The organism is Oceanicella sp. SM1341, from assembly GCF_003448965.1.
Lineage (GTDB): Bacteria > Pseudomonadota > Alphaproteobacteria > Rhodobacterales > Rhodobacteraceae > Paroceanicella.
Genome location: NZ_QRGC01000002.1, coordinates 58,100 through 82,243 on the forward strand (window position 1 = coordinate 58,100; position 24,144 = coordinate 82,243).

Consider the following 24,144-nt stretch of genomic DNA (forward strand, 5'->3'; position numbering starts at 1 on the left):
GATGGCTCAGGGTTCGCCCTCCCCGCCGGGGGGAGGGCCGCGGTCTCAGGCGGCGTCGCGTTTCTTCGCGTGGCCGTGCTCGTAATCCTCGAGGAACTGCAGCACCTCGGCGCGGTAGGCGTAGTAGTCCGGGTGCTCGAGCAGGGCGCGGCGGGTGCGCGGGCGGGGCAGGGCCACGTCCATGATCTTGCCGATGCGCGCCCGCGGCCCGTTGGTCATCATCACCACCCGGTCGGAGAGCAGCACCGCCTCGTCGACGTCATGGGTGACGCAGATCGCGGTGACGCGGGTGCGCGACCACACCTCCATCAGCACCTCCTGCAGCTCCCAGCGGGTGAGGCTGTCGAGCATGCCGAAGGGCTCGTCGAGCAGCAGCAGCTTCGGCGAGAGCGCGAAGGCCCGCGCGATGCCGACCCGCTGGCGCATGCCGTTGGAGAGCTCCGAGGCCGGCTTGTGCATCGCATCCGCGAGGCCGACGCGCTCGAGGTAATACTCCACCACGTCCTGGCGCTCCTGCCGGCTCGCCTTGGGGTAGACCTTGTCGACACCGATCGCCACGTTCTCGCGCGCGGTGAGCCAGGGGAACAGCGAGGGCGACTGGAAGACCACCGCGCGCTCCGGGTTCGCCCCCTCGACATGGCGGCCGTCGAGGATGATGCCGCCCTTCGAGATGCCGTTCAGCCCCGCCGCCATGGTGAGCGCGGTGGACTTGCCGCAGCCGGAATGGCCGATGATCGACACGAACTCGCCCTTGGCCAGCGTGAGGTCGAACCCCTCCACCACCGTGAGCGGGCCCTTCGGCGTGGGGTAGATCTTGTGGACGTCGGAAAACTGCAGGTAGCGGCTGTCGTCGCTGGCCGAGGCCGCGGCCTCGCGCAGCGCCTTCGGGGCGAGGTGGTGCACCGCGGTGATGCCGGGCAGCACCCGGGTGTGGCCGGCGGCGGCGGTCATGCCCACTTCCATCAGGTACTGGGTCACCTTCGCGCGCAGGCTCTTGAACGCGGGGTCCGAGTTCATCGCCGTGCGGTCGCGCGGGCGGGGCAGGTTCACCTCGAAGGGGGCGGCCAGGGTGGCGTCCGGCCCGGGGTCGAGCGGGATGATCCGGTCGGCGAGCAGGATGGCCTCGTCCACGTCGTTGGTGATCAGGATGACGGTCTTCTTCTCCGCCTGGCTGATCGCCTCCAGCTCGTCCTGCAGGTTGGCGCGGGTGAGCGCGTCGAGCGCGGAGAGCGGCTCATCGAGCAGGATCACCTCCGGCTGCATCGCCAGCGCCCGGGCCACCGACACGCGCTGCCGCATGCCGCCCGAGAGCTCGGCCGGCCGCCGCTCCGCCGCGTGGGCGAGGCCGACCATGCCGATGTAGCGCGCCACCAGCGCCGCCCGCTCGGCGCGGGACTTGCGCCTGTGCACCGCGTCCACCGCCAGGGCCACGTTGCCCTGCACCGTGAGCCAGGGCATCAGCGAGTAGGACTGGAACACCAGCCCGCGCTCCGGCCCCGGCCCCTCGATGGGGGCGGAGCGGAACAGCGCCTCGCCGGTGTCGGGCGTCTCGAGCCCGGCGAGAATGTTCATCAGCGTGGTCTTGCCGGAGCCGGAGAAGCCCACGATGGCCACGAATTCGCCTTCGGTGACGGAGAGGTTCACGTCGCGCAGCACCGGGGTGTTGCCATAGGCCTTGGAGACGTTGCGCAGTTCGAGAATGGGTTTCATGACACTCACCGCGTGGCCGAGAAGGTGAACATGGACTGGAGCGCGAACATCAGCCGGTCGAGCGCGTAGCCGATGATGCCGATGGTGAGCACCGCCACCATGATGCGGGCGAGGGACTGCGAGGAGCCGTTCTGGAACTCGTCCCAGACGAACTTGCCCAAGCCGGGGTTCTGCGCCAGCATCTCGGCGGCGATCAGCACCATCCAGCCCACGCCGAGCGACAGGCGCAGCCCGGTGAAGATCAGCGGCAGGGCCGAGGGCAGCACCAGCTTGGTGATCTGGGTGCGGGTGTCGAGGTTGAGCACCCGGCCCACGTTCACCAGGTCCTTGTCGATGGAGGCCACGCCGAGCGCGGTGTTGATCAGCGTCGGCCAGAGCGAGCAGAGCGTGACGGTGATCGCCGAGATCAGGAACGACTTGGAGAACAGCCCGTCATTCGTGGCGTAGACCGCCGAGATGATCATGGTGACGATGGGCAGCCAGGCCAGCGGCGAGACCGGCTTGAAGATCTGGATCAGCGGGTTGAGCCCCGCGCTCACCACCGGCGACAGCCCGCAGAGGATGCCCACCGGCACCGCCACCACCGTGGCCACGAGGAAGCCGAAGAACACGGTCTGCAGCGAGGTCCAGATCTGGGCGTAATAGGTGGGGGCGCCGGTGTAGTCGCGCCACTTCACCGCGTCTTCCTTGCCGGCGGCCACCAGCTTGGCGTTGCGCGCCTCCTGCCGGGCGTAGAAATCATCCGCCTTGGCGCTGTCGCGCAGGTAGTCCTCGTGCAGCGAAACCGCCTGCTCCCAGACCGCGGCCGGGCCGGGCACCGCGCCGAGCGAGGTCTGCACCCGGGGGGCGAGCACCGCCCAGGCGGCGAGGAACAGCACGATGGCCACGAGCGGGATGCCCAGCGTGCGCCAGATGTCGCGCAGGTTCGGGCCGGCCTGGTCGCCGGCGGCGATGCGCAGCATGGGCGCGATCCAGGCGAGGCCGATGAGCCGGAACAGCTTGTCGGCCTTCGTGATGCGGGCAAAGCGCCGCTCCTGGCGGGCCGCCTTGACGTGGGTGGGATCAGTGATGGCGGTCATTGTCCTGCCTTTCGGGGGTCCGGGGAACGGTGGGGATGTGCGGGAGGAGGAGAGGGGAACCCCCTCCCGCCGGGGCCGGCGGCTCAGCCGCCGACCTTCTCCTCGCCCTTCAGGCCGATCTCGAAGCGCTCGAGATAGGCGTTGGGGCTGTGGCCGTCATATTCCACACCGTCGATGAACTCGGCGGTGGCGGGCTTGTAACCATCGGTGCCGAAAGGGAAATCATCGCGTTCGGCCAGCCCGTCGTCGATGAGGGATTCGGCCGCCTGCAGGTAGATGTCCGGCAGGTAGACCGAGGCCGCGGTCTCGGCATACCAGGTGTCGGGTTTCGCCTCCGCGATCTGCCCCCAGCGGCGCATCTGGGTGAGATACCAGATGGCGTCGGAGTAATAGGGGTAGGTGGCGTTGTGGCGGAAGAACACGTTGAAGTCCGGCACCTCGCGCACGTCGCCCTTCTCGTATTCGAAGGTGCCGGTCATCGAGGCGGCGATCACCTCGGCGTCGGCGCCCACGTATTCGGAGCGCGACAGGATCTCGACCGCCTCGGCCCGGTTGGCGTTGTCATCGGCGTCGAGCCACATGGCGGCGCGGATCAGCGCCTTGGTGAGGGCGACGGCGGTGTTGGGGTTCTCCTGCACGAAGGCATCGGTGAGGCCGAAGACCTTCTCGGGGTTGTTCTTCCAGATCTCGTAATCGGTGATCACCGGCACGCCGATGCCCTTGAAGACGGCCTGCTGGTTCCAGGGCTCGCCCACGCAATAGCCGTCGATGGTGCCGGCCTCCATGGTCGACGGCATCTGCGGCGGCGGGGTGACCGAGAGCAGCACGTCGGCGTCGATCTGGCCGGAGGTGTTGTCGGGCGTGTAGAACCCCGGGTTCAGCCCGCCGGCGGCGAGCCAGTAGCGCAGCTCGTAATTATGGGTCGAGACCGGGAAGACCATGCCCATGTTGAAGGACTTGCCCTGGGCCTTGTAGCCCTGCACCACCGGCTTCAGTGCGGCGGCGGAGATCGGGTGCACCGGCTTGCCGTCCTCCTGCGCGATGTTCTTCTTCATCTCCTCCCAGACCGCGTTCGACACGGTGATGCCGTTGCCGTTGAGGTCCATCGAGAAGGGGGTGACGATATGCGCCTCGGTGCCGTAGCCGATGGTGGCGGCGAGCGGCTGGCCGGCGAGCATGTGCGCGCCGTCGAGCTGGCCGTCGATCACGCGGTCGAGCAGCACCTTCCAGTTGGCCTGGGGCTCGAGGGTGACGAACAGGCCCTCGTCCTCGAAAAATCCCTTTTCATAGGCAATGGCGAGGGGCGCCATGTCGGTGAGCTTGATGAAGCCGAACTTCAGTTCGTCCTTCTCGACATCCAGCATCTCGGCCATGCTCGGCACGGCCGAGACGAGCGCGAGGGCGGAGCCACAGAGCAGTCGGGTCAGTCGCATGGGGCATCTCCAGAAACAAAAAAAATGCCGCTCGAACTGTCGCGGACCCGTGTGAGGGGTCGCTGAGTTCGAGCGGCATTGCTCAAGTCTGCTCCGACTTCGGAGCGGGGATTCGAAAGGAAGGCGCCTTTGCCTCCGTCGCCTTCTCTATGCGCTGCGGCGCGGCGCAAGTCAAACGCCTTGTCGGAATCCGTGCCAAAATATCAGGCGGGAAAGCGCGTTTCGCCATTTGTGCATATTATACAGGCATATTTTGCCCATATGGCGTGCATTTTCGGTGCATGCGGGGCGCAGGTCTGATTCGCCCGCTGGCACCTGCGGGCGGAAAACTTGTTGAAAAAGGGTGAGTCGGGCCTCAGCCGGGCAGGATGCCGAGGGGCTCCAGCGCGGCCGTGGCGGCCTCGGGGGCGAAGCAGGCGGCGGCGGCGCGGCGCAGTTCGCTGCCGGCGATGCCCCAGGGCACCGACACCCGGTCCGCGAGCCACAGCGCCTCGGCGGGGTCGGGGATGAAGGCGGGGCCGGCGTCGAGCACCAGGGCGTCGGGGTCCTGGCCGACATGGCCGTGGCCGTCGATCACGAAGGCGCCGCGCAGGGCCTGCTCGATGAGCGGCGAGGGGCAGTCGAGGTAGGTGGGCAGGCCCAGCACCTCGGCCAGCACCTGCAGGGATTCGGGCCGGCCGGCCCAGGCCCCGGCCCGGGCGAGGGCGCGCATCAGCCGCTCGAGGGTGCGGGGGTTCGCCTCCGCCCAGTCGCGGCGCACGCCGAGCACCTTCTCGCGGCTGCGGCGGCGGATGGCGGCGCCGGTGAGCAGCATGTCGGCCGCGCCCCGGTCCACCGCCACGCTGCCCCAGGGCTCGCCCACCATCACGAGGTCGACCTCGCCGGCCATCAGCACCTCGCTCAGCAGCGAGGGCGGGGCGACCACCATGTCGAAGTCGCGGTCCGCGTCGCCGCCGCCCTGCTCCATCAGCAGGCGCACCAGCTCGCGGTGCATCGAGTGCGGGTAGGGCACGCCGACGCGCAGCCGGTCGCGGCGCGAGCGGCGCACGATGGCGTGGGCGGTGGCCTCCGCGTCGCCGAAGGCCGCGCCGAGGTCGCGCAGCTCGGCGGCCAGCGGCCGGGCGGCGGTGAGGGTGTTGCCGTCGAGCCCGAGCACGAAGGGGGCGAGGATCTCCGCCGGCACCGGGCCGAGGCCGAGCGACATCGCCAGCGGCAGCGGCGAGAGCATGTGCGCCATCGGGTAGACCCCGAGCGAGACCTTGTCGCGGATCGAGGACCAGCTCGCCTCGCGGCGCAGCACCAGGTCCACGCCTTCCTCGGCGGCGAAGCCCATCTCGAGGGCGGCGACGAGCAGCGCGCTGTCCGTGAGGGCGACGAAGCCGCATTCCACCTGCGCGAGGCTCATGACAGCAGCCCGGCGGCGGTGACGAGCCCCTCGGCCAGCTCGGCCACGCGCTTGCCCTGGTCCATCGCGGTCTTGCGCAGCAGGGCGTAGGCGGCTTCCTCGTCGATGCCGCGGGCCTTCATCAGGATGCCCTTGGCGCGGTCGATGGTCTTGCGCTCGGCAAGCGCCGCCTTGGTGGCGGTGAGCTCGGCCTGCAGGCGGGCGAAGGAGTGGAAGCGGGCGATGGCGGTTTCCAGCACCGGGCGCACCCGGTCGCGGCGCAACCCGTCGACCACGTAGGCGCTCACGCCCGCGGCGATGGCGGCCTGCATCATGCCGCGATCGGAGCGGTCGACGAACATCGCCACCGGGCGCTCGGAGGGGCCGGCGGCGGCGGTGAGTTGCTCCAGCGTGTCGCGATTGGGGTTCTCCAGCCCGATGAGCACGATGTCGGCGTCGAGCCGCGCCAGCCGGGCGGCGAGGCCCTGCATCTCGGAGACGATGCTGACCCGGTACTCGCCCTCGTCCTCCAGCCCGCCGCGGATCATCGCCGCGCGGTCCGCGTCGGTGTCGATCACCACGATGTGCAGCGCATCCATGCAGGGGTCTCCGGGGCCGGGGGAAGGGACGTCCCCCCAGAGAAGCGCCAATCGCGCTGCGGATCAAGAGCCCATGCTGCGCTGCGTCATCACGAGGCGTCGCGGCCGGGGCCGGCGCCCGTCCCGCGCAGGCGGGATCGTTTCGCGCGGGGGGCTCGATGCCCCCCGTGCGGAAGGCTCCCCGCGGAACGCCTCCGGCCCCGCGCAGGCTGCGCCGGTGTCGGCGGTGCCGCGGATCCCGCCGTCGCGCGGGTACCTTCCCCTCGGGGGGCATCGAGCCCCCCTTCGGGAAACGAGCCCGCTGGCGCGGGCCGGGCGCGGGGTGGCGGGCCGCGTTCCTGCGGCTCCGGGCCGGGTTTCAGGCGGCGAAGGTTTCGGCGAATTCGTCGCGCAGGGCCTTCTTCTGCACCTTGCCCATGGTGTTGCGCGGCAGCTCGTCCACGAAGAACACCCGCTTGGGCTGCTTGTAGCGCGCAAGCTGCGGGGCGAGGGCGGCGAGCACCGCGGCCTCGTCGAGCGCGGCCCCCTTCTCGGCCACCACCACGGCCGCCACGCCCTCGCCGAAATCCGGGTGGGGCAGGCCGATGACGGCGCTTTCCACCACGCCGGGCAGGTCGTCGATCAGCGCCTCGATCTCCTTGGGGTAGACGTTGAAGCCGCCGGAGATGATCAGGTCCTTCGAGCGGCCGACGATGCTCACGTAGCCGTCGGCGTCGATCACCCCGAGGTCGCCGGTGATGAAGAAGCCGGTGTCGCGCAGCTCCTCCTTCGTCTTCTCGGGCATGCGCCAGTAGCCGGAGAACACGTTGGGGCCGCGCACCTCGATGAGGCCGATCTCGCCCTGCGGCAGGGTCTCGCCGCTCTCGGGGTCGGTGATTTTCAGCTCCACCCCGGGCAGGGGGAAGCCCACGGTGCCGGCGCGGCGCTCGCCCTCGTAGGGGTTGGAGGTGTTCATGTTGGTCTCGGTCATGCCGTAGCGCTCGAGGATGGCGTGGCCGGTGCGGGCGCGCCACCGCTCGTGGGTGTCGGCCAGCAGGGGGGCGGAGCCGGAGATGAACAGGCGCATGTTCGCCACCGCCTCGCGGGTGAGGCCGGGGTGCTCGAGCAGGCGGGTGTAGAAGGTCGGCACGCCCATCAGCGCGGTGGCCTTGGGCAGGGCGGCGACGATCGCCTCGGCGTCGAACTTCGGCAGGAAGATCATCGAGGCGCCGGCGAAGAGCGTCACGTTGGTGGCCACGAACAGCCCGTGGGTGTGGAAGATCGGCAGGGCGTGGATGAGCACGTCATCGGCCGTGAAGCGCCAGGTATCGCGCAGGGTCTCGGAGTTCGAGGCCAGCGCCCGGTGGGTGAGCATCGCGCCCTTGGAGCGCCCGGTGGTGCCGGAGGTGTAGAGGATGGCGGCGAGGTCTTCCGCGCCGCGCGGCACCGCGGCGAAGCCGGGCTCGGCGGCATCTGCCGCATCGCGCAGGGTGCCGTGGCCGCGGGCGTCGAGGGTGAGCACCTTTGCGCCCTTCGCCAGCGGGGTGATCTCCGCCTCCCGCGCGGGGTCGCAGACCACCACGGCGGGCTCGGCGTCGGAGATGAAATAGTCGAGCTCGGCGGCGGTGTAGGCGGTGTTGAGCGGCAGGAAGACGCCCCCCGCCAGCACCGTGCCGATGTAGAGCTCGATGGTCTCGAGCGACTTCTCCACCTGCACGGCCACCCGGTCTCCCGGCTTCACCCCGGCGTCGGCGAGGGCGGCGGCCATGCGCTCGGCGGCGGCGAACAGCGCCTCGTAGCTCAGCGGGTGCCCGAAACCGGCGATGGCGAAGAGGCGGTCGGTCTCGCCCAGGGAGGCCGCGCGCAGCCGCGTGGCGAGGTGGTTGTCGTCATACATCGTCGGGCAGTCCTACTTGCTCTTGATCAGTTTCTGGATGGCGGGGGAGAAGGCCACGGTGCCCTCGTTGGCGAAGGCCTCGTGATTACGCTCTATGCGGTCGAGATCGTAGAGGTAGTTCACCATGGCGCCCCAGCTCGCCTCCATCCCGCCGGGCGAGGCGTCGCCCTCCGGGTTCACCTGCTCCAGCCGCGCGCCGTTGCCGAGGTGGAAGCGGGCCACGGGATCGGCCGGGCCGCCGCGCGGGCTGCGGCCCTGCACGAGGTATTTCGCGGTGATGCGCGAGAGCAGCTCGGGCGCGGGCGGGGTCTCCGCCTCCAGCGCGGCGCGTTCCTCGGCGGTGAGCAGCTTCTGCGCCGCCTCGCTGCCGGCCCAGCGGCGCAGGCCGGGCACGGGCGACAGGGTGACGAAGGTCTCCAGCCGGCGAAACTCGGCGCGCAGCTCCTCCACCACGGTCTTGATGAGGAAATTGCCGAAGGAGATGCCGCGCAGCCCCGGCTGACAGTTGGAGATGGAGTAGAAGACCGCGGTGCGCGCCTCCTTGCCGGCCATCGGGTTTGCTCCCTCGAGGATCGGGCCGATGGCGCGGGGGATCTCGGCGGTGAGCGCCACCTCGACGAAGATCAGCGGCTCGTCGGGCAGGGCGGGGTGGAAGAAGGCGTAGAGCCGGCGGTCGGGCGCGCCCACCCGGCGGCGCAGGTCGTCCCAGCCCTGGATCTCGTGCACGGCCTCGTAGGCGATGATCTTCTCCAGCACCACGGCGGGGGTGTGCCAGTCGATGTGGCGCAGGGTGAGGAAGCCGCGGTTGAACCAGGAGGAGAACAGGTGGCGGAAATCGCTGTCGAGGGCCGCGGTCTCGGGGTGGTCGCGCAGGATCTTCAGCAGGTCGGCGCGCATGGCGACGAGCGCCTGCGTGCCGCCGGGCGCGCGGTTGAGCCGGCGGATCAGCTCCTGCGCACGGGGCTCGGAGGCGGCGTGCAGGGCGCGGGCGGTGGTGTCGGAGGGGTCGTCCGTCCAGGCCTGGGCGGCCTCGAGCATGCGGTCCTCGTCTACCCCGAAGCGCTGGGCGAGGGCGAGGAAGAAGCCGCCGCGCGCCTGCGGCTCGAGGGCCGCGTAGCGGTCGAGGATGTCGCGGGCGAGCGCGAGGCTCGTCGCCTCGCCCTTGCCGCTCACCAGCACGTCGCAGCGGTCGATCAGCGTGGCGCGGCCGCCGGACTGGGGCATCAGCGCCAGCCCGAGGTCGGACACGCGGGAGACGAGATCGGAGACGATCGTGGTTGCGCGCATCATGCAGCTCCCATCACGAGGGTCGGCAGCCAGGTGGCAAGCCCGGGGAACAGCGCGAGGATCACGATGCCCAGCACCATGCAGGCCACGAAGGGCAGCGAGCCCTTCAGGATGGTGCCCAGCGGAATGTCCGGCGCGATTCCGTTGATCACGTAGAGGTTGAGGCCCACGGGGGGCGAGATCAAGCCGATCTCCATGTTGATGGTAAGCACCACGGCGAACCAGTAGGGGTCGAAGCCCGCGCCCTCGATGATCGGCATCAGGATGGGGGCGGCCATCAGGATCACCGCCACGGGGGGCAGGAAGAAGCCGGCCACCAGCAGGAACAGGTTCACGCAGAGCATGATCACCCAGCGGTTCGCCTCCAGCTCGGCGATCCAGCCGGCGATGGACTGGGTGATGAACAGCGAGGAGAGCATGTAGGAAAACACCCCCGCAGCCCCGATGATGAACAGGATCATCACGCTCTCGCGGGTGCTGTCGCGCAGCACCACCCAGATGGCGCCGATGCTCCACATCCGGTAGATCACCACCGCGATCACCACGCACAGCAGCGCGCCTACCGCCGCCGTCTCCGACGGCGTGGCGACGCCGCCGTACATGGCGTAGAGCACGCCGGCGATGATGGCGAGGAAGGGCAGCACGCGGGGCAGGATCTCGAGCCGCGCGCGCCAGGGGTAGCTGCGCTGGCCCAGCACCGCCATGTTGCCCGAACGCCAGGTGGAGAAGATCGACCAGGCCATGAACAGCCCCACCAGCATCACCCCGGGCAGCACGCCGGCGAGGAACAGCCGGCCGATCGAGGTTTCCGTGGCGATGCCGTAGACGATCATCGTCACCGAGGGCGGGATGAGGATGCCCAGCGTGCCGCCCGCGGCGATGGAGCCGGCGGCAACGCCGTCGGGGTAGCCGCGCCTGCGCATCTCCGGGATGCCCATCTTGCCGATGGCCGCACAGGTGGCGGGCGAGGAGCCGGACATGGCGGCGAAGAGCGCGCAGGCGCCCAGGTTGGACACCACCAGCCCGCCCGGCACCCGGGTGAGCCAGCGCTCCAGCGCCTCGTAGAGGTCGGCGCCCGCCCGGGTGGAGGAGATGGCCGCCCCCATGATGATGAACATCGGTATCGAGAGCAGGGCGAAGTCGTTGAGCTTGCCGAACAGGATCTCGGGCATGAGCGAGAGCGAGCGCAGCCCGTCGAACGCCAGCAGGAACAGCGCCGAGACGGTGAGCAGCCCCACCGCCACCGGGATGCCGGAGAACAGCACGAAGACGGTGGCGAGCGCCACGATGAGGCCGAGCAGGAGCGGGTCCATCACGGTTTCTCCGGCAGGCCGAAGGGCGTCTCGCGGCCCGAGGCCACGGCGAAGAGATCGGCCGCGATCTGCACGAGGTAGAGGCCGAAGCCCAGCGGCATCGCGAGATAGGGGATCCACAGCGGCACGCGCCACACGGTCTCCGAGGTCCAGTTGCGCGCCCAGGCCACATGCCACAGCTCGGCGCCGTAGAACATCAGCAGCCCGATCACCGCGAAGGCAGCCCCGAGCGTGACGAAGGCCAGCCCCAGCCGCAGCCGGCGCGGCAGGGCGATGGGCAGCAGGTCGACGTTCACGTGCCCGCGCAGCAGCTGCACGTAGGGCAGGCCGATGAGCGTGGCGCCGATCATCATGTAGATGACGAACTCGGTCTGCCAGGTGGTGGAGCCGTTGAGCACGAAGCGCACCAGGATCATCTGGCAGGTCACCAGGATGGAGGCGACGATCATCAGCGCCGCCAGCACGCCGCAGGCGCGCGAGAGCGTGGCGGCGAAGCGCAGGAACGGGTGGCTCGCGTCACGGCGCGGCAGGGCTGTGGCCGCGGCGGCCGCGGCAGTGAGGGGCGTGGCTGGGGCAGTGCCGGACATCGGTCATCCTTGTCGGAACACGGGCGCGTGCGGGCAGGGGCGCGTGGAAATGCGGGCTCGGAAAGGCGGGCTCGGGAAGGCGGGGAGCCGGGCCCGCGCGGGCCCGGCTCCGGGGCTCATTCCACCTGCAGTGCGAGGTCGAGCAGCTTCTGCCCGTCGGGCACCTCGGTCACGAAGACCTTGTAGGAGGTCTCGGCCGCGAGCTTGCGCCAGGCCTCGAAATCCTCCTCGCTCATCTTCGCGATCTCCACGCCCTTCTCCTCGAACACCTGCGCGGAGGCGGCGTCCTCCAGCTTGGCCTGCTCGAGATACCAGGCCTCGGCCTTCTCCGAGGCCTGCAGCAGCGCCTCCTTCTGGGCGTCGTCCAGGTCTTCGAAGGTGGTCTTGTTGATCAGCAGCGGCTGGTACATGAACCACAGCGCCACGTCGCCCGCCGGGGTGTAGCAGGCGGCCTGCTCGTAGATGCGGTAGCTCACGAAGGAGGAGGACGAGGTGTTGGTGGCCTGCAGCACCCCGGTCTGCATCGCGTTGTAGATCTCCGAGGAGGCCATGGAGGCGATGGAGGCGCCCGCCCCCGAGAGCATCTCCTCGAAGGCCTTGCCCGCGGCGCGGATCTGCAGGCCCGAGACATCCTCCGGCTTGGTGATGCACTTGTCCTTGCCCACGAAGCCGCCGGCGAGGTAGCCGGGCACCAGGGTCATCACGTCGTCGTCGTTCAGGATCTTCTCCAGCTCGGCCATGAAGGGCGAGTGGATGAGCCTCGCCGCGTGGTCGTGGTTCTTCACCAGCCCGGGCATCAGGGTGAGGTTGTACTCCTGGTGCTGGCCGCCGGCGTAGGACAGCGGCAGCACCGTCATGTCGAGCTGCCCGCGGGTGAGCGGCGTGTACTGCTCGCGCGCCTTGAACAGCGAGCCCGAGGGGAAGATGCGGATGGAGAGGTCCACGTCCGCGGCGGCCACCTCGTCGGCCACCATCTGCGCCACCTTGTGGCGGATGTCGCTGGTCGACCACTGGTGGCTCAGGCGCAGGTCCGTCGCCCCGGCAGAGGCGGCGAATACGGCAAGGGCGGCGGCAAGCGCGCCGGTCTTCACGAGATTGGGCATGATCATCCTCCCGATGATCCGGGGGCTGTGGCCCCGGTTTTCTTATTTTCTTCGGTCTGCGTGCGCAGGCGTGGCGCGGGGCGCGCGGCCCGGCGCATGCGGCCGGTTCACCCGGCTCTGCATCGGCGCATTCCGGGGCAAATTGCACGCCCTGTCAAGTCTCGTGTATACACGAGCGTGCTTGTTGCATGCGCGCAATCCGTGCTATGCGGCGGCATGAGCACCAGCGAGCCCCGAAACGAAGCCCTGCGCGACCGGCTGGAGGAGGAGATCCTCACCGGCGTCTTCCGCCCCGGGGAGCGGCTGGAGGAGAAGGCCCTGGCCGAGCGCTTCGGCGTGTCGCGCACGCCCATCCGCGAGGCGCTGTTCCAGATGGCGGCTTCGGGGCTGGTGGAGCACCGGCCGCGGCGCGGCACCATCGTGGCCGAGCTGGGCCCGCACCGGCTGATGGAGATGTTCGAGGTGATGGCCGAGCTGGAGGCGATGTGCGCCCGGCTCGCCGCCCGCCGCGCCACCGCGGAAGACCTCGCCGCCATCCGTGCCGCCCATGCCGATTGCGGCACTGCCCGCACCGCGGCGGCCGAGGATGGCGGCGCGCGCTACTACTACTCCAACGAGACCTTCCACGAGGCCATCCGCCTCGCCGCCCGGCACGGGTTCCTGCTCGAACAGGCCCGCGCGCTGCACCGCCGCCTGCGCCCCTACCGCCGGCTGCAGCTGCGCGCGCTGGGCCGGATGGAGGCGAGCCATGCCGAGCATGACGCGATCGTGAGCGCCATCGCCGCGGGCGACGGCCCCCGCGCCGGCGAGGAGATGCGCAGCCATATCGCCATACAGGGCGAGCGTTTCGCCGACCTGCTGGCCACGCTGGAAGCCGCCCACGGCCGGCCGCAGCCCCGCGCCGCCCGAACTTGACAGTTTCAGTCGGTTATGCTTCGCAAGGGGGGTCCCGGCCCGGCCGGGCCCTCTCCCGAAAGGAGCTGCCATGGACAGCATGCCCGTTTCCGTTCCCCGTCGTCCGAAGCGTCCGCCCCGCGTGCTCACGGTGCTGCGCAGCCGGTACCTCACGCCGCACATGATCCGCGTCACCCTCACCGGCGATGATCTCGCCGATTTCCCCGAGGGCCAGAACGGCGCGCATTGCAAGATCCTGATGCCCGAGCCCGGCGAGACCGAGGAAACCTTCCGCGCCCGGCTGAACGGGCCGGAGAAGCCGGTGATCCGCACCTACACCATCCGCGATTTCCGCCCCGACAGCCGCGAGCTCGACATCGATTTCGCCGTGCACGGCGACGCCGGCCCTGCCAACCGCTGGGCGCAGGAGGCCGGCCCCGGTACGCTGCTCGGCCTGCTCGGCCCGGGCACCAAGAAGCTCACCACCTGGGACGCCGACTGGTATCTCCTCGCCGCCGACATGACCGCCCTGCCGGTGATCGGCGTGGCGCTGGAGGAGATGCCGCGCGACGCCCGCGGCCACGCCATCATCGAGGTGACCTCGGAAGCCGACATCCAGCCGCTCGACGCGCCGGAGGGCGTGGCCATCACCTGGAAGCTGCTGCCCCACCCGGAGGAGCGCTCCGCCGCCCAGCTCGACTTCCTCGCGGCGCTCGACTGGCCGGAGGGCCGGGTGCGCGTGGGCATCGCCGGCGAGAGCGGCACCATCGTGGGCCTGCGCGACTGGCTGCGCGCCCGCGGCGTGCCGATGGGCGATTGCTACATCTCCGGCTACTGGAAGATCGGCCTCGTGGAGGACGAGCACCAGATCGAGAAGCGCCGCGACAATGCCGCCGCCGCGGCGGCCGACGCGGCAGCCGCCGCCGGCTGATCCCGGCCTCTCCGCGGCAGGCGCTGCCGCGGAGGCTTCCCGTATCGCCTGGCGAAGCGAGCGGTGCAAAATTCCGATCACCGGGGCGTGACATCGCGTCAAGGTTTTGCCATCGTCGCTGCACGCGACCGGCACCTGCGGGCCGCGCTTCCACTTCCGCGGCCGAGGCGCCGCCCCCCGCGATGCAGGACCCGAGACCGATGACCCAGCTTTCCCGCGCCCAGATCACCACCAAGCCCGCCACCCGTTCCGGGCGCGGCATCGTTGCCGCCCAGCACCGGCTGGCTGCCGAAGTGGGGGCCGAAGTGCTCGCCGCCGGCGGCAATGCGGTGGACGCGGCGGTGGCCGTGTCCTTCGCCATCGGCGTGGTCGAGCCCTGGATGAGCGGCCCGGCCGGCGGCGGCGCGATGATGCTCCACATGGGCGCCGGCCCCGAGGCGCTCTACTACGGCATGCGCGCGCCCGCGGGGCTGAACCCGGCCGACTACCCGCTCTCCGGCGAGGAGGTCTCGGGCGATCTCTTCCCCTGGAAGGCCGTGGTGGACGACCGCAACGTGATCGGCGCCACCGCCGTCGCCGTGCCCGGCGTGGTCGACGGCATCGGCAAGGCGCATGCCCGCTACGGCCGCATGCCCTGGGCCGAGCTCATCGCCCCGGCGGTGAAACTGGCGAAGGAGGGCATCGAGGCCGACTGGTACCTCGCCCTGCTCATCGCCTCCTCCACCCGCGCCCTCTCGCGTGACCCCGACGCCGCCGCCCGTTTCCTCGAGGACGGCCAGTGGCCCACGGTAGCGAACTGGACCGCGCTCTCGGACAAGCGCATCGACATGTCCTCCATGGCGCCCAGCCTGCAGGCCATCGCCGACGAGGGCGCCCGCGCGCTCTACGACGGCGACCTCGGCGCAGCACTTGCCGCCGACGTGGAGGCCAAGGGCGGCTCGCTGCGCCGCGCCGACCTGCAGGCCTACCAGGCCGTGTGGCAGGAGGCCCGCGCCGTGCCCTACCGCGACGCGATGCTCTGGGTCACCCCGCATCTCACCGCCGGCCCCACCATCGCCGACGTGTTCTCCAACCTCTCCACCGGCTTCACCCCCGGCCGCGCGCCCGATGCCGCCGCCTATGCCGCCTATGCCGAGGCCTGCGACGCGGCCTATGCCAAGCGCCTCGCCAATGACGGCGACATGGGCAACGACGACCCGCGCGGACCGGCCTGCACCACGCATTTCTCCATCGTCGACGCCGAGGGCAACATGGTGGCGATGACCCAGACCCTGCTGTCGATCTTCGGCAGCCGCGTCGTCTCGCCCTCCACCGGCCTGCTGCTCAACAACGGCATCATGTGGTTCGACCCCGAGCCGGGCCGGCCGAACTCGCTCGCCGGCGGCAAGCGCTGCCTGATGAACGTCTGCCCGGTGCTGGGCGAGGCCGGCGGCAAGCGCTTTGCCATCGGCGCCTCGGGCGGGCGCAAGATCATGCCGGCGGTGGCACAGCTCGCCTCCTTCCTCACCGATTTCGGCATGGGGCTGGACGCGGCCTTTCACCAGCCGCGCATCGACGCCTCCGGCGACACGGTGATCGCGGATGACAGCCTGCCGGCCTCGGTGATCGAGAGCCTGGAGGCGCGGGGCCGCGTGGTCACCACCCGGCGCGCGCCCTTCCCCTTCGCCTTCGCCTGCCCCGCGGGCGTGCTGCGCGACGGCGAGGAGAACTTCGGCGCCACCGAGATCATGTCGCCCTGGGGCGAGGCCATCGCCGGCTGAGCCCCGCGCGCCCGGCGTGCAGGCCGGGCAGCTTTCGCTTGCCGGTTGCACTCCGAGGCGACACCATCCCCCGAAGCACAACGGGGGAGACGCGGGATGGAAAACGAGACCGGAGACGTGACACGGCGCGGCGCCCTGCTCGGCGCTGCGGCGGCAACGCTGGCGGCAGGGGCGGCGCCCCTGCGCGCGCAGGCAGCCCCCGGGCCCGATATCGCCGGCGCGGTGCAGGCCGGGCTGAAGACGGCCCGCGCCGCCACGGGCGGCGCCAACGCCGATTACATCCCCTATCTCGCCAAGGTGCCGCCGGAGCTCTGCGGCCTCGCCGTCGCCACGGCGGATGGCGCGGTGGAGCAGGCGGGCGACACCGGCTACGCCTTCGCCATCGAGTCGATCTCCAAGGTCGTCACCCTCGCGCTGGTGATGGAGGAGATCGGGCCGGAGGCGGTGCGCACCCGCATCGGCGCCGACCCCACGGGCCTGCCCTTCAACTCGGTGATGGCGCTGGAGCTGCACGGCGGCAAGCCGCTCTCGCCGCTGGTGAACGCCGGCGCCATCGCCACCGCCAGCCTCGTGCCCGGCGCGGATGTGGAGGCGCGCTGGCAGCGCATCCTCGACTTCCAGTCCCGCATGGCCGGCGCGCCGATCCGGCTGTCGGAGGAGGTGAACGCCTCCGAGCAGACCACCAACACGCACAACCGCGGCATCGCCTGGCTGCTCGCCTCGGCGGGCGTGATCGGGACCGACCCGATGGAGGCGCTCGACATCTACACCCGCCAGTGCTCCACCCTCGTCACCTGCGCCAACCTCGCCGCCATGGGGGCGACGCTGGCCAACGGCGGGGTGAACCCCGCCACCGGCGAGCGGGTGATCGCGGCGGCGAACGTGCCGCATATCCTCGCGGAGATGATGATGGAGGGGCTCTACACCGCCTCGGGCGATTTCGCCTACACTGTGGGCCTGCCGGGCAAGAGCGGCGTGGGCGGCGGCATCCTCGCCGTGGCGCCGGGCCGGCTCGCCATCGCCGGCTTCTCCCCGCCGCTCGACGCGGCGGGAAACAGCGTGCGCGCCCTCGCGGGCGTGACGGAAGCGGCAAGGGCGCTGCGGCTCAACCTCTTCGCCGGCTGAGCCGCGGGCGGCCTCAGTGCCCCGCGATCACCGCCGCGGCGGCGGCCACGGCGCCCTGGCCGTGCGGCATGTTCAGCGCGGTGAGCGCGGTCTCGATCGAGGCGAGGGTGCCGAGGATCATCGGCGGGCTCAGGTGGCCCATGTGGCCGATGCGGAACACGCCCTCCTCGCGCCCGCCCATCACCGGGCTGCCCAGCGGCAGGCCGACCCCGAGGGTGAGGCCCAGCTCATCCTCGCAGTAGCGGCGCAGGGCGTTGGCGTCGATCGAGCCGGTGCGGATCGAGGTGACGGCGCGCGAGCGGTGCGCGGGCTCGGCGATGTTGCACTCCAGCGGCCCGCCCTGGCCCCAGGCCTCCACCGCGGCATGCACGGCCTTCGACAGGGTGACATGCCGGGCCCAGACATTCTCGATGCCCTCCTCGAGGATCATCGAGGTGGCGGCATGCAGGCCGAAGAGGTGGTGCGTGGGCGCGGTGCCGCAGAACTGCTGGTAGTAGACCTGCGGGTTGCAGCGCGGCTTCCAGTCCCAGTAGGGGGTGGCGAGGTCCGCGCGCTCACGCGACTCGAGCGCCCTGGGGCCCACGTAGTTCATGCCCAGGCCCGGCGGGGTCATCAGCCCCTTCTGCGAGCCGGTCACCATCACGTCGACCCCCCAGGCGTCCATCTCGAAGGCGTCGCAGGCGAAGGAGGCGATGCAATCGACCATCAGCAGCGCGGAATGCCCGGCGGCGTCGATGGCGGCGCGCACCGCCGGCACGTCGTTGAGCACCGAGGTGGCGGTGTCGGTCTGCACCATCATCACGGCGCGGATCTTGCCCGCGGTGTCGGCGCGCAGGGCGTCCTCCACCTGCTGGGGGTCCACCGGGCTGCGGGGGCCGAAGTCGATCGACTGCACGTTGATGCCCAGGCGCTCGGCCTGCTCGGCCCAGCCGCGGGCGAAGCGGCCGGTGAACAGCACCAGCGCCGTGTCGCCGCGCGAGAAGGTGTTGGTGAGCGAGGCCTCCCAGGCGCCGTGGCCGTTTGCCATGTAGATCAGCGGCTTGGCCTCGGTCGTCCGGCCGATCTTCGCGAGGTTGTCGAACACCTCGGCGGTGAGGGTGATGATGTCGCCCTCGTAGATGTTCGGCGCGGCCTGGTGCATGGCGTTGAGCACCCGGTCGGGCATGACGGAGGGACCGGGAATGGACAGGAAATGGCGGCCGTGCGCGAGGGACATGGAGGGCTCCGGGGGAATGAAGAACTCCGCCAGCCTATTCGGGCGGGCGGGGATTTCCAGCGGCAAATTGTATGGCGACAAACGGCCGGCCGGGCGGGGTCAGCCGGCGTCGGCCCAGGGCCCGTGGGCCACCTTGCCCGGCGCGCCGATGCGCTCGAACCCGTGGCTGCCGAAATAGTCGCGCAGGCCCTGCAGCATGTTGGCGGTGCCGCGCCCGGTGCGCATCGCGTCCACGTGGATGAGGGCGGCGGCCATGGCCGGCACCGGGTGGCCGGCGGCAAGGGCCGCGGCCAGCACCCGGCGCAGGCCGGGCAGGGCCCCGGTGAGCTTCGCGGCGAGTGCCGGGGCGGCCAGCAGCGGCGCCTCCGGCGCGCCGTCCTGCGCCTCGGCGATCTCGCCCAGCAGCGCGGAGCGGATGATGCAGCCGGCGCGCCAGTTGCGCGCGATGGCGGCGGGCTCGAGCCCCCAGCCATAGGTGCGCGAGGCGGCGGAGAGGATGGCGAAGCCCTGCGCCAGCCCCACGAGGCGCGTGGCGAGCAGCGCCGCCTCGAGGTCCTCCGGGGTGACACCGGTCACCGGCTGGGGCGCGGCGCCGTACTGTGCCTCGAAGGCCAGGCGCTCGTCCTTGCGGGCCGAGCCGTTGCGCGCTTCCACCGCGGCGGCGAGGGTGGAGGCCGGGGCGCCGAGGTGCAGCGCCTCGATCACCGACCAGCGCCCGGTGCCCTTCTGGCCGGCGCGGTCGTCGATCTCGTCGAGCAGGGGCGTGCCGCTGGCGGCATCGGTGGTGCCGGCCACCTTGCCGGTGATCTCCACCAGGTAGGAGGCGAGCGGGCCGTCGTTCCAGGCGGTGAACTGCGCGCCGATGGCGGCGGCCTCCATGCCCAGCCCGTCGCGCATCAGCCCGTAGGTCTCGGCGATGGCTTCCATGTCGGCATACTCGATGCCGTTGTGCACGGTCTTGATGAAATGCCCGGCGCCGTCGGCACCGTGGAAGGTGCAGCAGGGCTCGCCCTCGAAGCGCGCCGCGATGCTCTGCAGCGCCGGGGCCAGCAGCTCCCAGGCCTCGGCCGAGCCGCCGGCCATCATCGCCGGCCCGTGCCGCGCGCCCTCCGCGCCGCCCGACACGCCGATGCCGAGATAGCCGATGCCGAGGTCGCCGATCTTGCCGGCGCGGCGGCGGGTGTCATGGAAATCGGCGTTGCCGAGGTCGGCGATGGCGTCGCCGCGCTCGAGATACTGCACCGCGTCGGCGATCACGCTCTCCGTGGGGTCGCCCGCCGGGGCGAGGATCATCACCGCCCGGGGCCGGGCCAGCGCGCGCACCATGGCGCGCGGGTTCGCCACCGGCTCTATGCGGCCGGGAAGCCCCTCGGCCACGGCCTTCGCCGCGATCGCCTCGCTCTTCGCAAGGTCGAGGTCCGACAGCACCACCCGGTGCCCCTTTTCGGCGAGGTTGAGCGCCAGCGCGCCGCCCATCACACCCGCCCCGATCAAGCCAAGCTCTGCCATCAGATCCCCTTAACCTTTCGTTCGCGTGCCCACAGATAGAGCCCCGAGAGCACGATGACCAGAGTGCCCAGGATGGTGTTCCTGTCCGGGGGTGTGTCGAAGATGACGTAGGAGTAGAACGTCACGTAGATGATTTGCACGTAGACGATGGGCGCGAGGGTGGAGGCCGGGGCCAGCCGGTGTGCCGTGGTCGCGATATAGTGACCGGTGCCGCCGATCAGCCCCAGCATGCCGAACAGGATCCAGTAGCTGGTATCCTCCGGCCACACCCAGTCCGTGGCCGCCGGCGCCACCAGCATCGCCGAGGCGAGGCCCGAGGCGTAGAACTGCATGGTCATGTTGTGATCGATCCCCGCCAGCGCCCGGGTCATGATGAAGTAGAGCGCGGCGCAGAGCATGGAGCCGAGCGAGAGCAGGATCGCCCAGTTGAACTCCGCGCTCCAGGGCTGGGTGATGATGAGCACCCCCACGAAGCCCAGCCCGATGGCAAACCAGCGCCGCGGCCCCACCTTCTCGCCCAGGAGCGGGATCGACAGCGCGCAGACCGCCAGCGGCGAGGCGAACTGCACCGCCGTGGTGACCGTGATCGGCAGGTAGGCCAGCGCGAAGAAGTTGAACACCGTGGAGCCCAGCAGGAAGGCCGCGCGCAGGATCTCCTTGGAGAGCGCGCGCGAATGCACCAGCGAGGTGAGGCCCTGCGTGGGCGCGAAGATCGCCAGCACCACGAGGAAATGCACGAGGTAGCGCACGAAGGCGACCTGGAACGCCGGAAACCCGTGCGTGACCAGCCATTTCGCGGTGGTGTCGAGGCTGGCGAAACACAGGAACGTGGCAAGCATGAGCAGGATCGCCGCCACGGGGCGGTTTTCCTGCGGTCTGAGGTCACTCATCGGGAGGTCCTTCGGAGGGGCGGATGCCACAAGGATGTAGCATCCGCCCGGGGATTGCCAGTGCGGGTTCCCGCGAAAGGCGAGTTCAGGCGCGGGAGATATCGTCCTCGATGAACCAGCGCACCGAATCCTCGAAGCTCTCGTCGGTGGCGAAGCCGAGCGCGCGGCCGCGGGCGCTGTCGACCTTCGCGCGCCAGCCCTCGAGGATGCCCTCGATTTCGGGCTCGCGGTTCCAGGTGATGCGGGCGGCGGCCTCGGGCCCGGCGACGCGGGTCATCGCGGCGATCATCTCGCCCACCGTGTCGGAGCGGCCGTTGAGGTTGAGCGCGCGGTTGGTGCCCCAGGCCTCGGCCGGCAGGGCGGCGGCATGCAGGATGTTGCCCACCACGGTGCGCGGCGCGCTGTGCCAGATGACGAAATCCTCGCCCACCGGGCAGTTCGCCGCCTCGCCCTGCAGCGGCTCGCGGAAGATCGAGGACATGAAGGAGGAAGCGGCGGCGTTGGGCCGGCCCGGGCGGATGGTGACCGTGGGCAGGCGCAGCGCCCGGCCGTCGAGGAAGCCGCGGCGCGAGTAGTCTGTGAGCAGGTATTCGCAGGCCACCTTCTGCGCGCCGTAGGAGGTCTGCGGGTTGGCCGGCGTGTCGTCGCGCACGGTCTCGGGCGCCTCGCCGCCATGCGCGGCACAGGAGGAGGCGTAGACGAACACCGGGCAGTTGCCCTGCGCCCGCGCCGCCTCCATGAGCGTGAGCGTGCCGAAGAGGTTCACCCGCATGCCGAGGTCGAAATCCTTCTCCGCAGCACCCGAGACCACGGCGGCGAGGTGGAAGACCACGTCGAACCGCTCCTCGAACACCTTGTTCACCGCGCCGGGGTCGGCGATGTCGCAGGCCCGGGTGATGACCGGGAAGCCCGCCTCCGGTGCCGCGGGGGCGGCGATGTCGACGAGGGTGAGCCCGCTCACCGCCTGCCCGGCCACGATGCCTTCCGCGGCGATGGCGCGGGCGAGTTTCTGCCCGATGAAGCCGCCGCCGCCGGTTACCAGTACCTTCACGCCCGGCCTCCCAGCTTGGAGGCGAACCAGTCGACCATCTCGGGCACCATGCGCTCGCCCGCGCCGTCGGCCTTGGCGAGGCCGAGGGCGGTCTTTGCCGCTTGCGACATGATCGAGGGCACGCCGAAATCATCGGCCATGGTGGCGTAGTAGCCCACGTCCTTGCGGGCGTTGGACACGGAGAACTGCAGCTTGGTCGCGTCGCCGTCCACGCCGTAGGCCTTGATGAAATCCATCATGCCCGAGCCGTTGGGCCCGGCCGCCATCACGCCGTAGAGCTTGTCGCGCGGCAGGCCGGCGACATCGGCCATGGCGAAGGCCTCGGACATCGCGCAGGCGGTGGTCATGGCGTAGAAGTTGTTGATGAGCTTGAGCGTGTGCCCGGCGCCGAGCGGGCCGACGTGGAACACGTTCTCGCCGAGGTCGGCGAACACCGGCTGGGCGCGGGCATAGTCTTCCTGGGCGCCGGCGGCCATGATGTTGAGCGCGCCCTCGAGCGCATGGGTGGGGGTGCGGCCCAGCGGCGCGTCCATGTAGGCGGCGCCCGCGGCGGCCACTTCCGCGCCGAGCGCCTTGGTGGAGCCGGGCAGGGAGGTGCCGAAGTCGATCACCAGCGCGCCCGGCTTCAGCCCGGCGATCACCCCGTCCTCGCCGCGCATCCGCGCCTCGACCGAGGCGGAGGTGTCCATGCACAGCATCACGATCTCGGAGGCGGCGGCGACCTCGCGCGCCGTGCCCACCTCGGTGGCGCCGCGCGCCACGGCGGCGTCGATGTTGGGGCGCGAGCGGTTGGCGGTGACGGTCATCGGGTAGCCGAGGCCCTGCAGCCGCTCGACCATGGCCGATCCCATGAGGCCGAGGCCGATGAATCCGATGGCGGGCTTGCTCATGTCGGGGTCCTTTCGGGGAAGTGGGGTGTCAGCGGCGCAGCAGCAGCAGCGCGCCGGCGGTGATGAGGGCGATGCCGAGCCAGCCGGAGGCCGACAGCCGCTCGCCCAGGAACAGCGCCGCGAACACGGCGACGAAGACGACGCTGAGCTTGTCCACCGGCGCCACGCGCGAGGCTTCGCCCAGTTTCAGCGCCCGGAAATAGCACAGCCAGGAGGCGCCGGTGGCAAGCCCCGAGGCCGCGAGCCACAGCAGGGTGCGCCCCGGCAGCGGGTCGGGCAGCGAGAGCTTGCCGGTGGCGGCCAGCAGCGCGCCGAGGGCCACCACCACCACGATGGTGCGGATGAAGGTGGCGAGATCGCTGTCGATCCCCTCCACCCCGATCTTGGCGAGGATGGCGGTGAGGGCGGCGAAGCCCGCGGCGCCGAAGGCCCAGAGCTGCCAGGATTGCATCATGTCGGAACCCGTCTCGGCGCGCTGCCGGGGCCGCGGTCGCCGTCGTTCGTGTCGTCGTCGCCGGGCGCGGCGGGGTCGCGCAGCGCCGCCGCGGCGGCGGCGCGGGCCTCCAGCGCCGCGGCGAGGCTGGCGCGGGCCTGCGCGAAGGGGACGGCGGGGGCGGCGCCCGCCTCCACCATGTCGGCGAAATGCGCGAGCTGGCGGGCCGCCGGCGGCTCGCCCCGCGCGCCGAGGTCGATGGCCGAGAGCGCGCGCGAGCAGTCGGCCTGCCCGTCGCCCTCGAAGCGCCAGAGCCTGAGCGAGGGGAAGCCGATGGCGCCCTCGGTGCCGGAGATCTGCCAGCAGTCGAGCCCGGTGGGGGCGACGCCGGGGGCTTCGCCCGCCGCCGCTTCCCAGCCCCAGGGGGTGAGGGCGGCATCGGTGGCGAGCAGGGTGAACAGCCCGCCGGAGGCGAAGCGGCCGCAGAGCGCGAATGCGTCCTCAACCGGCCCGCGGCGGGCATGGGCGGAGGAGAGGGCGGCCATGCCGGCGATCTCGCCGCCGAGGTGGCGCAGGAGGTCGATCTCCTCCACCAGGGCCGCGAAGGCCGGGCCGCCGCGGGCGGCGAGGCGGCGCTCGTCGGTGTAGAGGCTGCGCGGCTGGCGCAGGGCCCATTGCGCCTGGATGGCGGTGAGCGTGCCCACCGCGCCGGAGGCGATCAGGCTGCGCGCGGCGCCCACCGCGGCATGGTGGCGGCGCTCCAGCCCCACCAGCACCGGGGTGTCGGCCGCGGCGGCCACCTCGGTGTCGAATTCCTCGAGCGAGGCGGGCAGCGGCCCGGTGAGCAGCACCGGCCAGCCCCGCGCCGCGGCGGCCGCGATCACCGCCGGCCGGTCGGCGCAATCGCCGATCACGGCGGCATCGGCCTGGCGGGCGAAGCCGCGCACCGCGGCCGCACCCCCCGTGGCCACCAGCCCCGCCAGCCTCAGCCGGTCGTGCCGGGCGAGCAGGCCCGCGCACTGGCGCAGGCCGGCCCCCTGGCCGATCAGCAATATGGCCGGCCGGGCTGCCACG

The 24,144-nt window shown here is 71.1% G+C and carries 21 protein-coding genes; 4 read left to right on the forward strand and 17 right to left on the reverse strand.

Annotated elements, in window-relative coordinates; genetic code table 11:
* Positions 1-45: 45 nt before the first annotated feature.
* From D3P35_RS02255 to dctP, 10 genes are all read right to left on the reverse strand, one after another.
* Positions 46-1,710 carry an ABC transporter ATP-binding protein gene (locus D3P35_RS02255; RefSeq protein WP_118132848.1) on the reverse strand — a complete coding sequence of 555 codons (1,665 nt, stop codon included), beginning with the start codon at positions 1,708-1,710 and terminating at the stop codon, positions 46-48.
* Positions 1,711-1,715: 5 nt separating this feature from the next.
* Positions 1,716-2,789, reverse strand: a complete 1,074-nt coding sequence (locus D3P35_RS02260; RefSeq protein ID WP_118132849.1) for an ABC transporter permease — start codon at positions 2,787-2,789, stop codon at positions 1,716-1,718.
* A gap of 83 nt (positions 2,790-2,872) precedes the next feature.
* Positions 2,873-4,222, reverse strand: coding sequence for a CmpA/NrtA family ABC transporter substrate-binding protein (locus tag D3P35_RS02265; RefSeq protein WP_198670432.1), 1,350 nt, complete (start codon positions 4,220-4,222; stop codon positions 2,873-2,875).
* A gap of 355 nt (positions 4,223-4,577) precedes the next feature.
* Positions 4,578-5,627 carry a CmpA/NrtA family ABC transporter substrate-binding protein gene (locus D3P35_RS02270; RefSeq protein ID WP_118132850.1) on the reverse strand — a complete coding sequence of 350 codons (1,050 nt, stop codon included), beginning with the start codon at positions 5,625-5,627 and terminating at the stop codon, positions 4,578-4,580.
* Positions 5,624-6,205 (reverse strand): ANTAR domain-containing response regulator, encoded by a 582-nt coding sequence (locus tag D3P35_RS02275; protein WP_118132851.1) that lies wholly within the window; start codon positions 6,203-6,205, stop codon positions 5,624-5,626. Before D3P35_RS02275 ends, D3P35_RS02270 begins: the two co-directional genes overlap by 4 nt.
* Before the next feature lie 358 nt (positions 6,206-6,563).
* Positions 6,564-8,081 carry a malonyl-CoA synthase gene (locus tag D3P35_RS02280; RefSeq protein WP_118132852.1) on the reverse strand — a complete coding sequence of 506 codons (1,518 nt, stop codon included), beginning with the start codon at positions 8,079-8,081 and terminating at the stop codon, positions 6,564-6,566.
* Between the two features lie 12 nt (positions 8,082-8,093).
* Positions 8,094-9,368, reverse strand: a complete 1,275-nt coding sequence (locus D3P35_RS02285) for a malonyl-CoA decarboxylase (protein ID WP_198670433.1) — start codon at positions 9,366-9,368, stop codon at positions 8,094-8,096.
* Positions 9,368-10,681 carry a TRAP transporter large permease gene (locus D3P35_RS02290; RefSeq protein WP_118132854.1) on the reverse strand — a complete coding sequence of 438 codons (1,314 nt, stop codon included), beginning with the start codon at positions 10,679-10,681 and terminating at the stop codon, positions 9,368-9,370. Before D3P35_RS02290 ends, D3P35_RS02285 begins: the two co-directional genes overlap by 1 nt.
* A complete protein-coding gene (locus tag D3P35_RS02295) occupies positions 10,681-11,268 on the reverse strand; it encodes a TRAP transporter small permease (protein WP_118132855.1) in 588 nt (195 codons plus the stop codon). The genes D3P35_RS02290 and D3P35_RS02295 overlap by 1 nt, the downstream gene beginning before the upstream one ends.
* A 116-nt stretch (positions 11,269-11,384) precedes the next feature.
* Positions 11,385-12,371: a TRAP transporter substrate-binding protein DctP gene (dctP, locus tag D3P35_RS02300; RefSeq protein ID WP_118133134.1), complete on the reverse strand. Its 987-nt coding sequence runs from the start codon at positions 12,369-12,371 to the stop codon at positions 11,385-11,387.
* A gap of 216 nt (positions 12,372-12,587) precedes the next feature.
* Between dctP and D3P35_RS02305 the strand changes: the two genes are divergently transcribed.
* The 4 genes from D3P35_RS02305 to glsA all read left to right on the forward strand — a co-directional run bounded on the left by D3P35_RS02305 (position 12,588) and on the right by glsA (position 17,081).
* Complete coding sequence (locus tag D3P35_RS02305) at positions 12,588-13,286, forward strand: GntR family transcriptional regulator (protein ID WP_118132856.1); 699 nt, start codon at positions 12,588-12,590, stop codon at positions 13,284-13,286.
* 70 nt (positions 13,287-13,356) lie between these two features.
* Positions 13,357-14,196 (forward strand): siderophore-interacting protein, encoded by an 840-nt coding sequence (locus tag D3P35_RS02310; protein ID WP_232830340.1) that lies wholly within the window; start codon positions 13,357-13,359, stop codon positions 14,194-14,196.
* Positions 14,197-14,396: 200 nt separating this feature from the next.
* Positions 14,397-15,956, forward strand: coding sequence for a gamma-glutamyltransferase (locus tag D3P35_RS02315; RefSeq protein ID WP_118132857.1), 1,560 nt, complete (start codon positions 14,397-14,399; stop codon positions 15,954-15,956).
* Between the two features lie 96 nt (positions 15,957-16,052).
* Complete coding sequence (gene glsA, locus D3P35_RS02320) at positions 16,053-17,081, forward strand: glutaminase A (protein ID WP_118132858.1); 1,029 nt, start codon at positions 16,053-16,055, stop codon at positions 17,079-17,081.
* 13 nt (positions 17,082-17,094) lie between these two features.
* On the opposite strand, the gene D3P35_RS02325 is transcribed toward glsA, so the two are convergent.
* From D3P35_RS02325 to D3P35_RS02355, 7 genes are all read right to left on the reverse strand, one after another.
* Complete coding sequence (locus tag D3P35_RS02325) at positions 17,095-18,297, reverse strand: alanine--glyoxylate aminotransferase family protein (protein ID WP_118132859.1); 1,203 nt, start codon at positions 18,295-18,297, stop codon at positions 17,095-17,097.
* A 99-nt stretch (positions 18,298-18,396) separates the two neighbouring features.
* Positions 18,397-19,806: an NADP-dependent phosphogluconate dehydrogenase gene (gndA, locus tag D3P35_RS02330; RefSeq protein WP_118132860.1), complete on the reverse strand. Its 1,410-nt coding sequence runs from the start codon at positions 19,804-19,806 to the stop codon at positions 18,397-18,399.
* Positions 19,806-20,696, reverse strand: a complete 891-nt coding sequence (locus D3P35_RS02335) for a DMT family transporter (RefSeq protein ID WP_118132861.1) — start codon at positions 20,694-20,696, stop codon at positions 19,806-19,808. Before D3P35_RS02335 ends, gndA begins: the two co-directional genes overlap by 1 nt.
* A gap of 85 nt (positions 20,697-20,781) precedes the next feature.
* Positions 20,782-21,747, reverse strand: coding sequence for a D-erythronate dehydrogenase (gene denD / locus D3P35_RS02340; RefSeq protein WP_118132862.1), 966 nt, complete (start codon positions 21,745-21,747; stop codon positions 20,782-20,784).
* On the reverse strand, positions 21,744-22,637 hold the full coding sequence (locus D3P35_RS02345; RefSeq protein ID WP_118132863.1) for an NAD(P)-dependent oxidoreductase: 894 nt from the start codon (positions 22,635-22,637) through the stop codon (positions 21,744-21,746). Before D3P35_RS02345 ends, denD begins: the two co-directional genes overlap by 4 nt.
* A gap of 28 nt (positions 22,638-22,665) precedes the next feature.
* Entirely contained in the window at positions 22,666-23,091 is a 426-nt protein-coding gene (locus tag D3P35_RS02350) for an EamA family transporter (protein WP_118132864.1), read from the reverse strand.
* The gene (locus D3P35_RS02355) at positions 23,088-24,143 is read right to left on the reverse strand and encodes a hypothetical protein (RefSeq protein ID WP_157982007.1); all 1,056 of its coding nucleotides are present in this window, start codon (positions 24,141-24,143) and stop codon (positions 23,088-23,090) included. Before D3P35_RS02355 ends, D3P35_RS02350 begins: the two co-directional genes overlap by 4 nt.
* Position 24,144 lies beyond the last annotated feature (1 nt).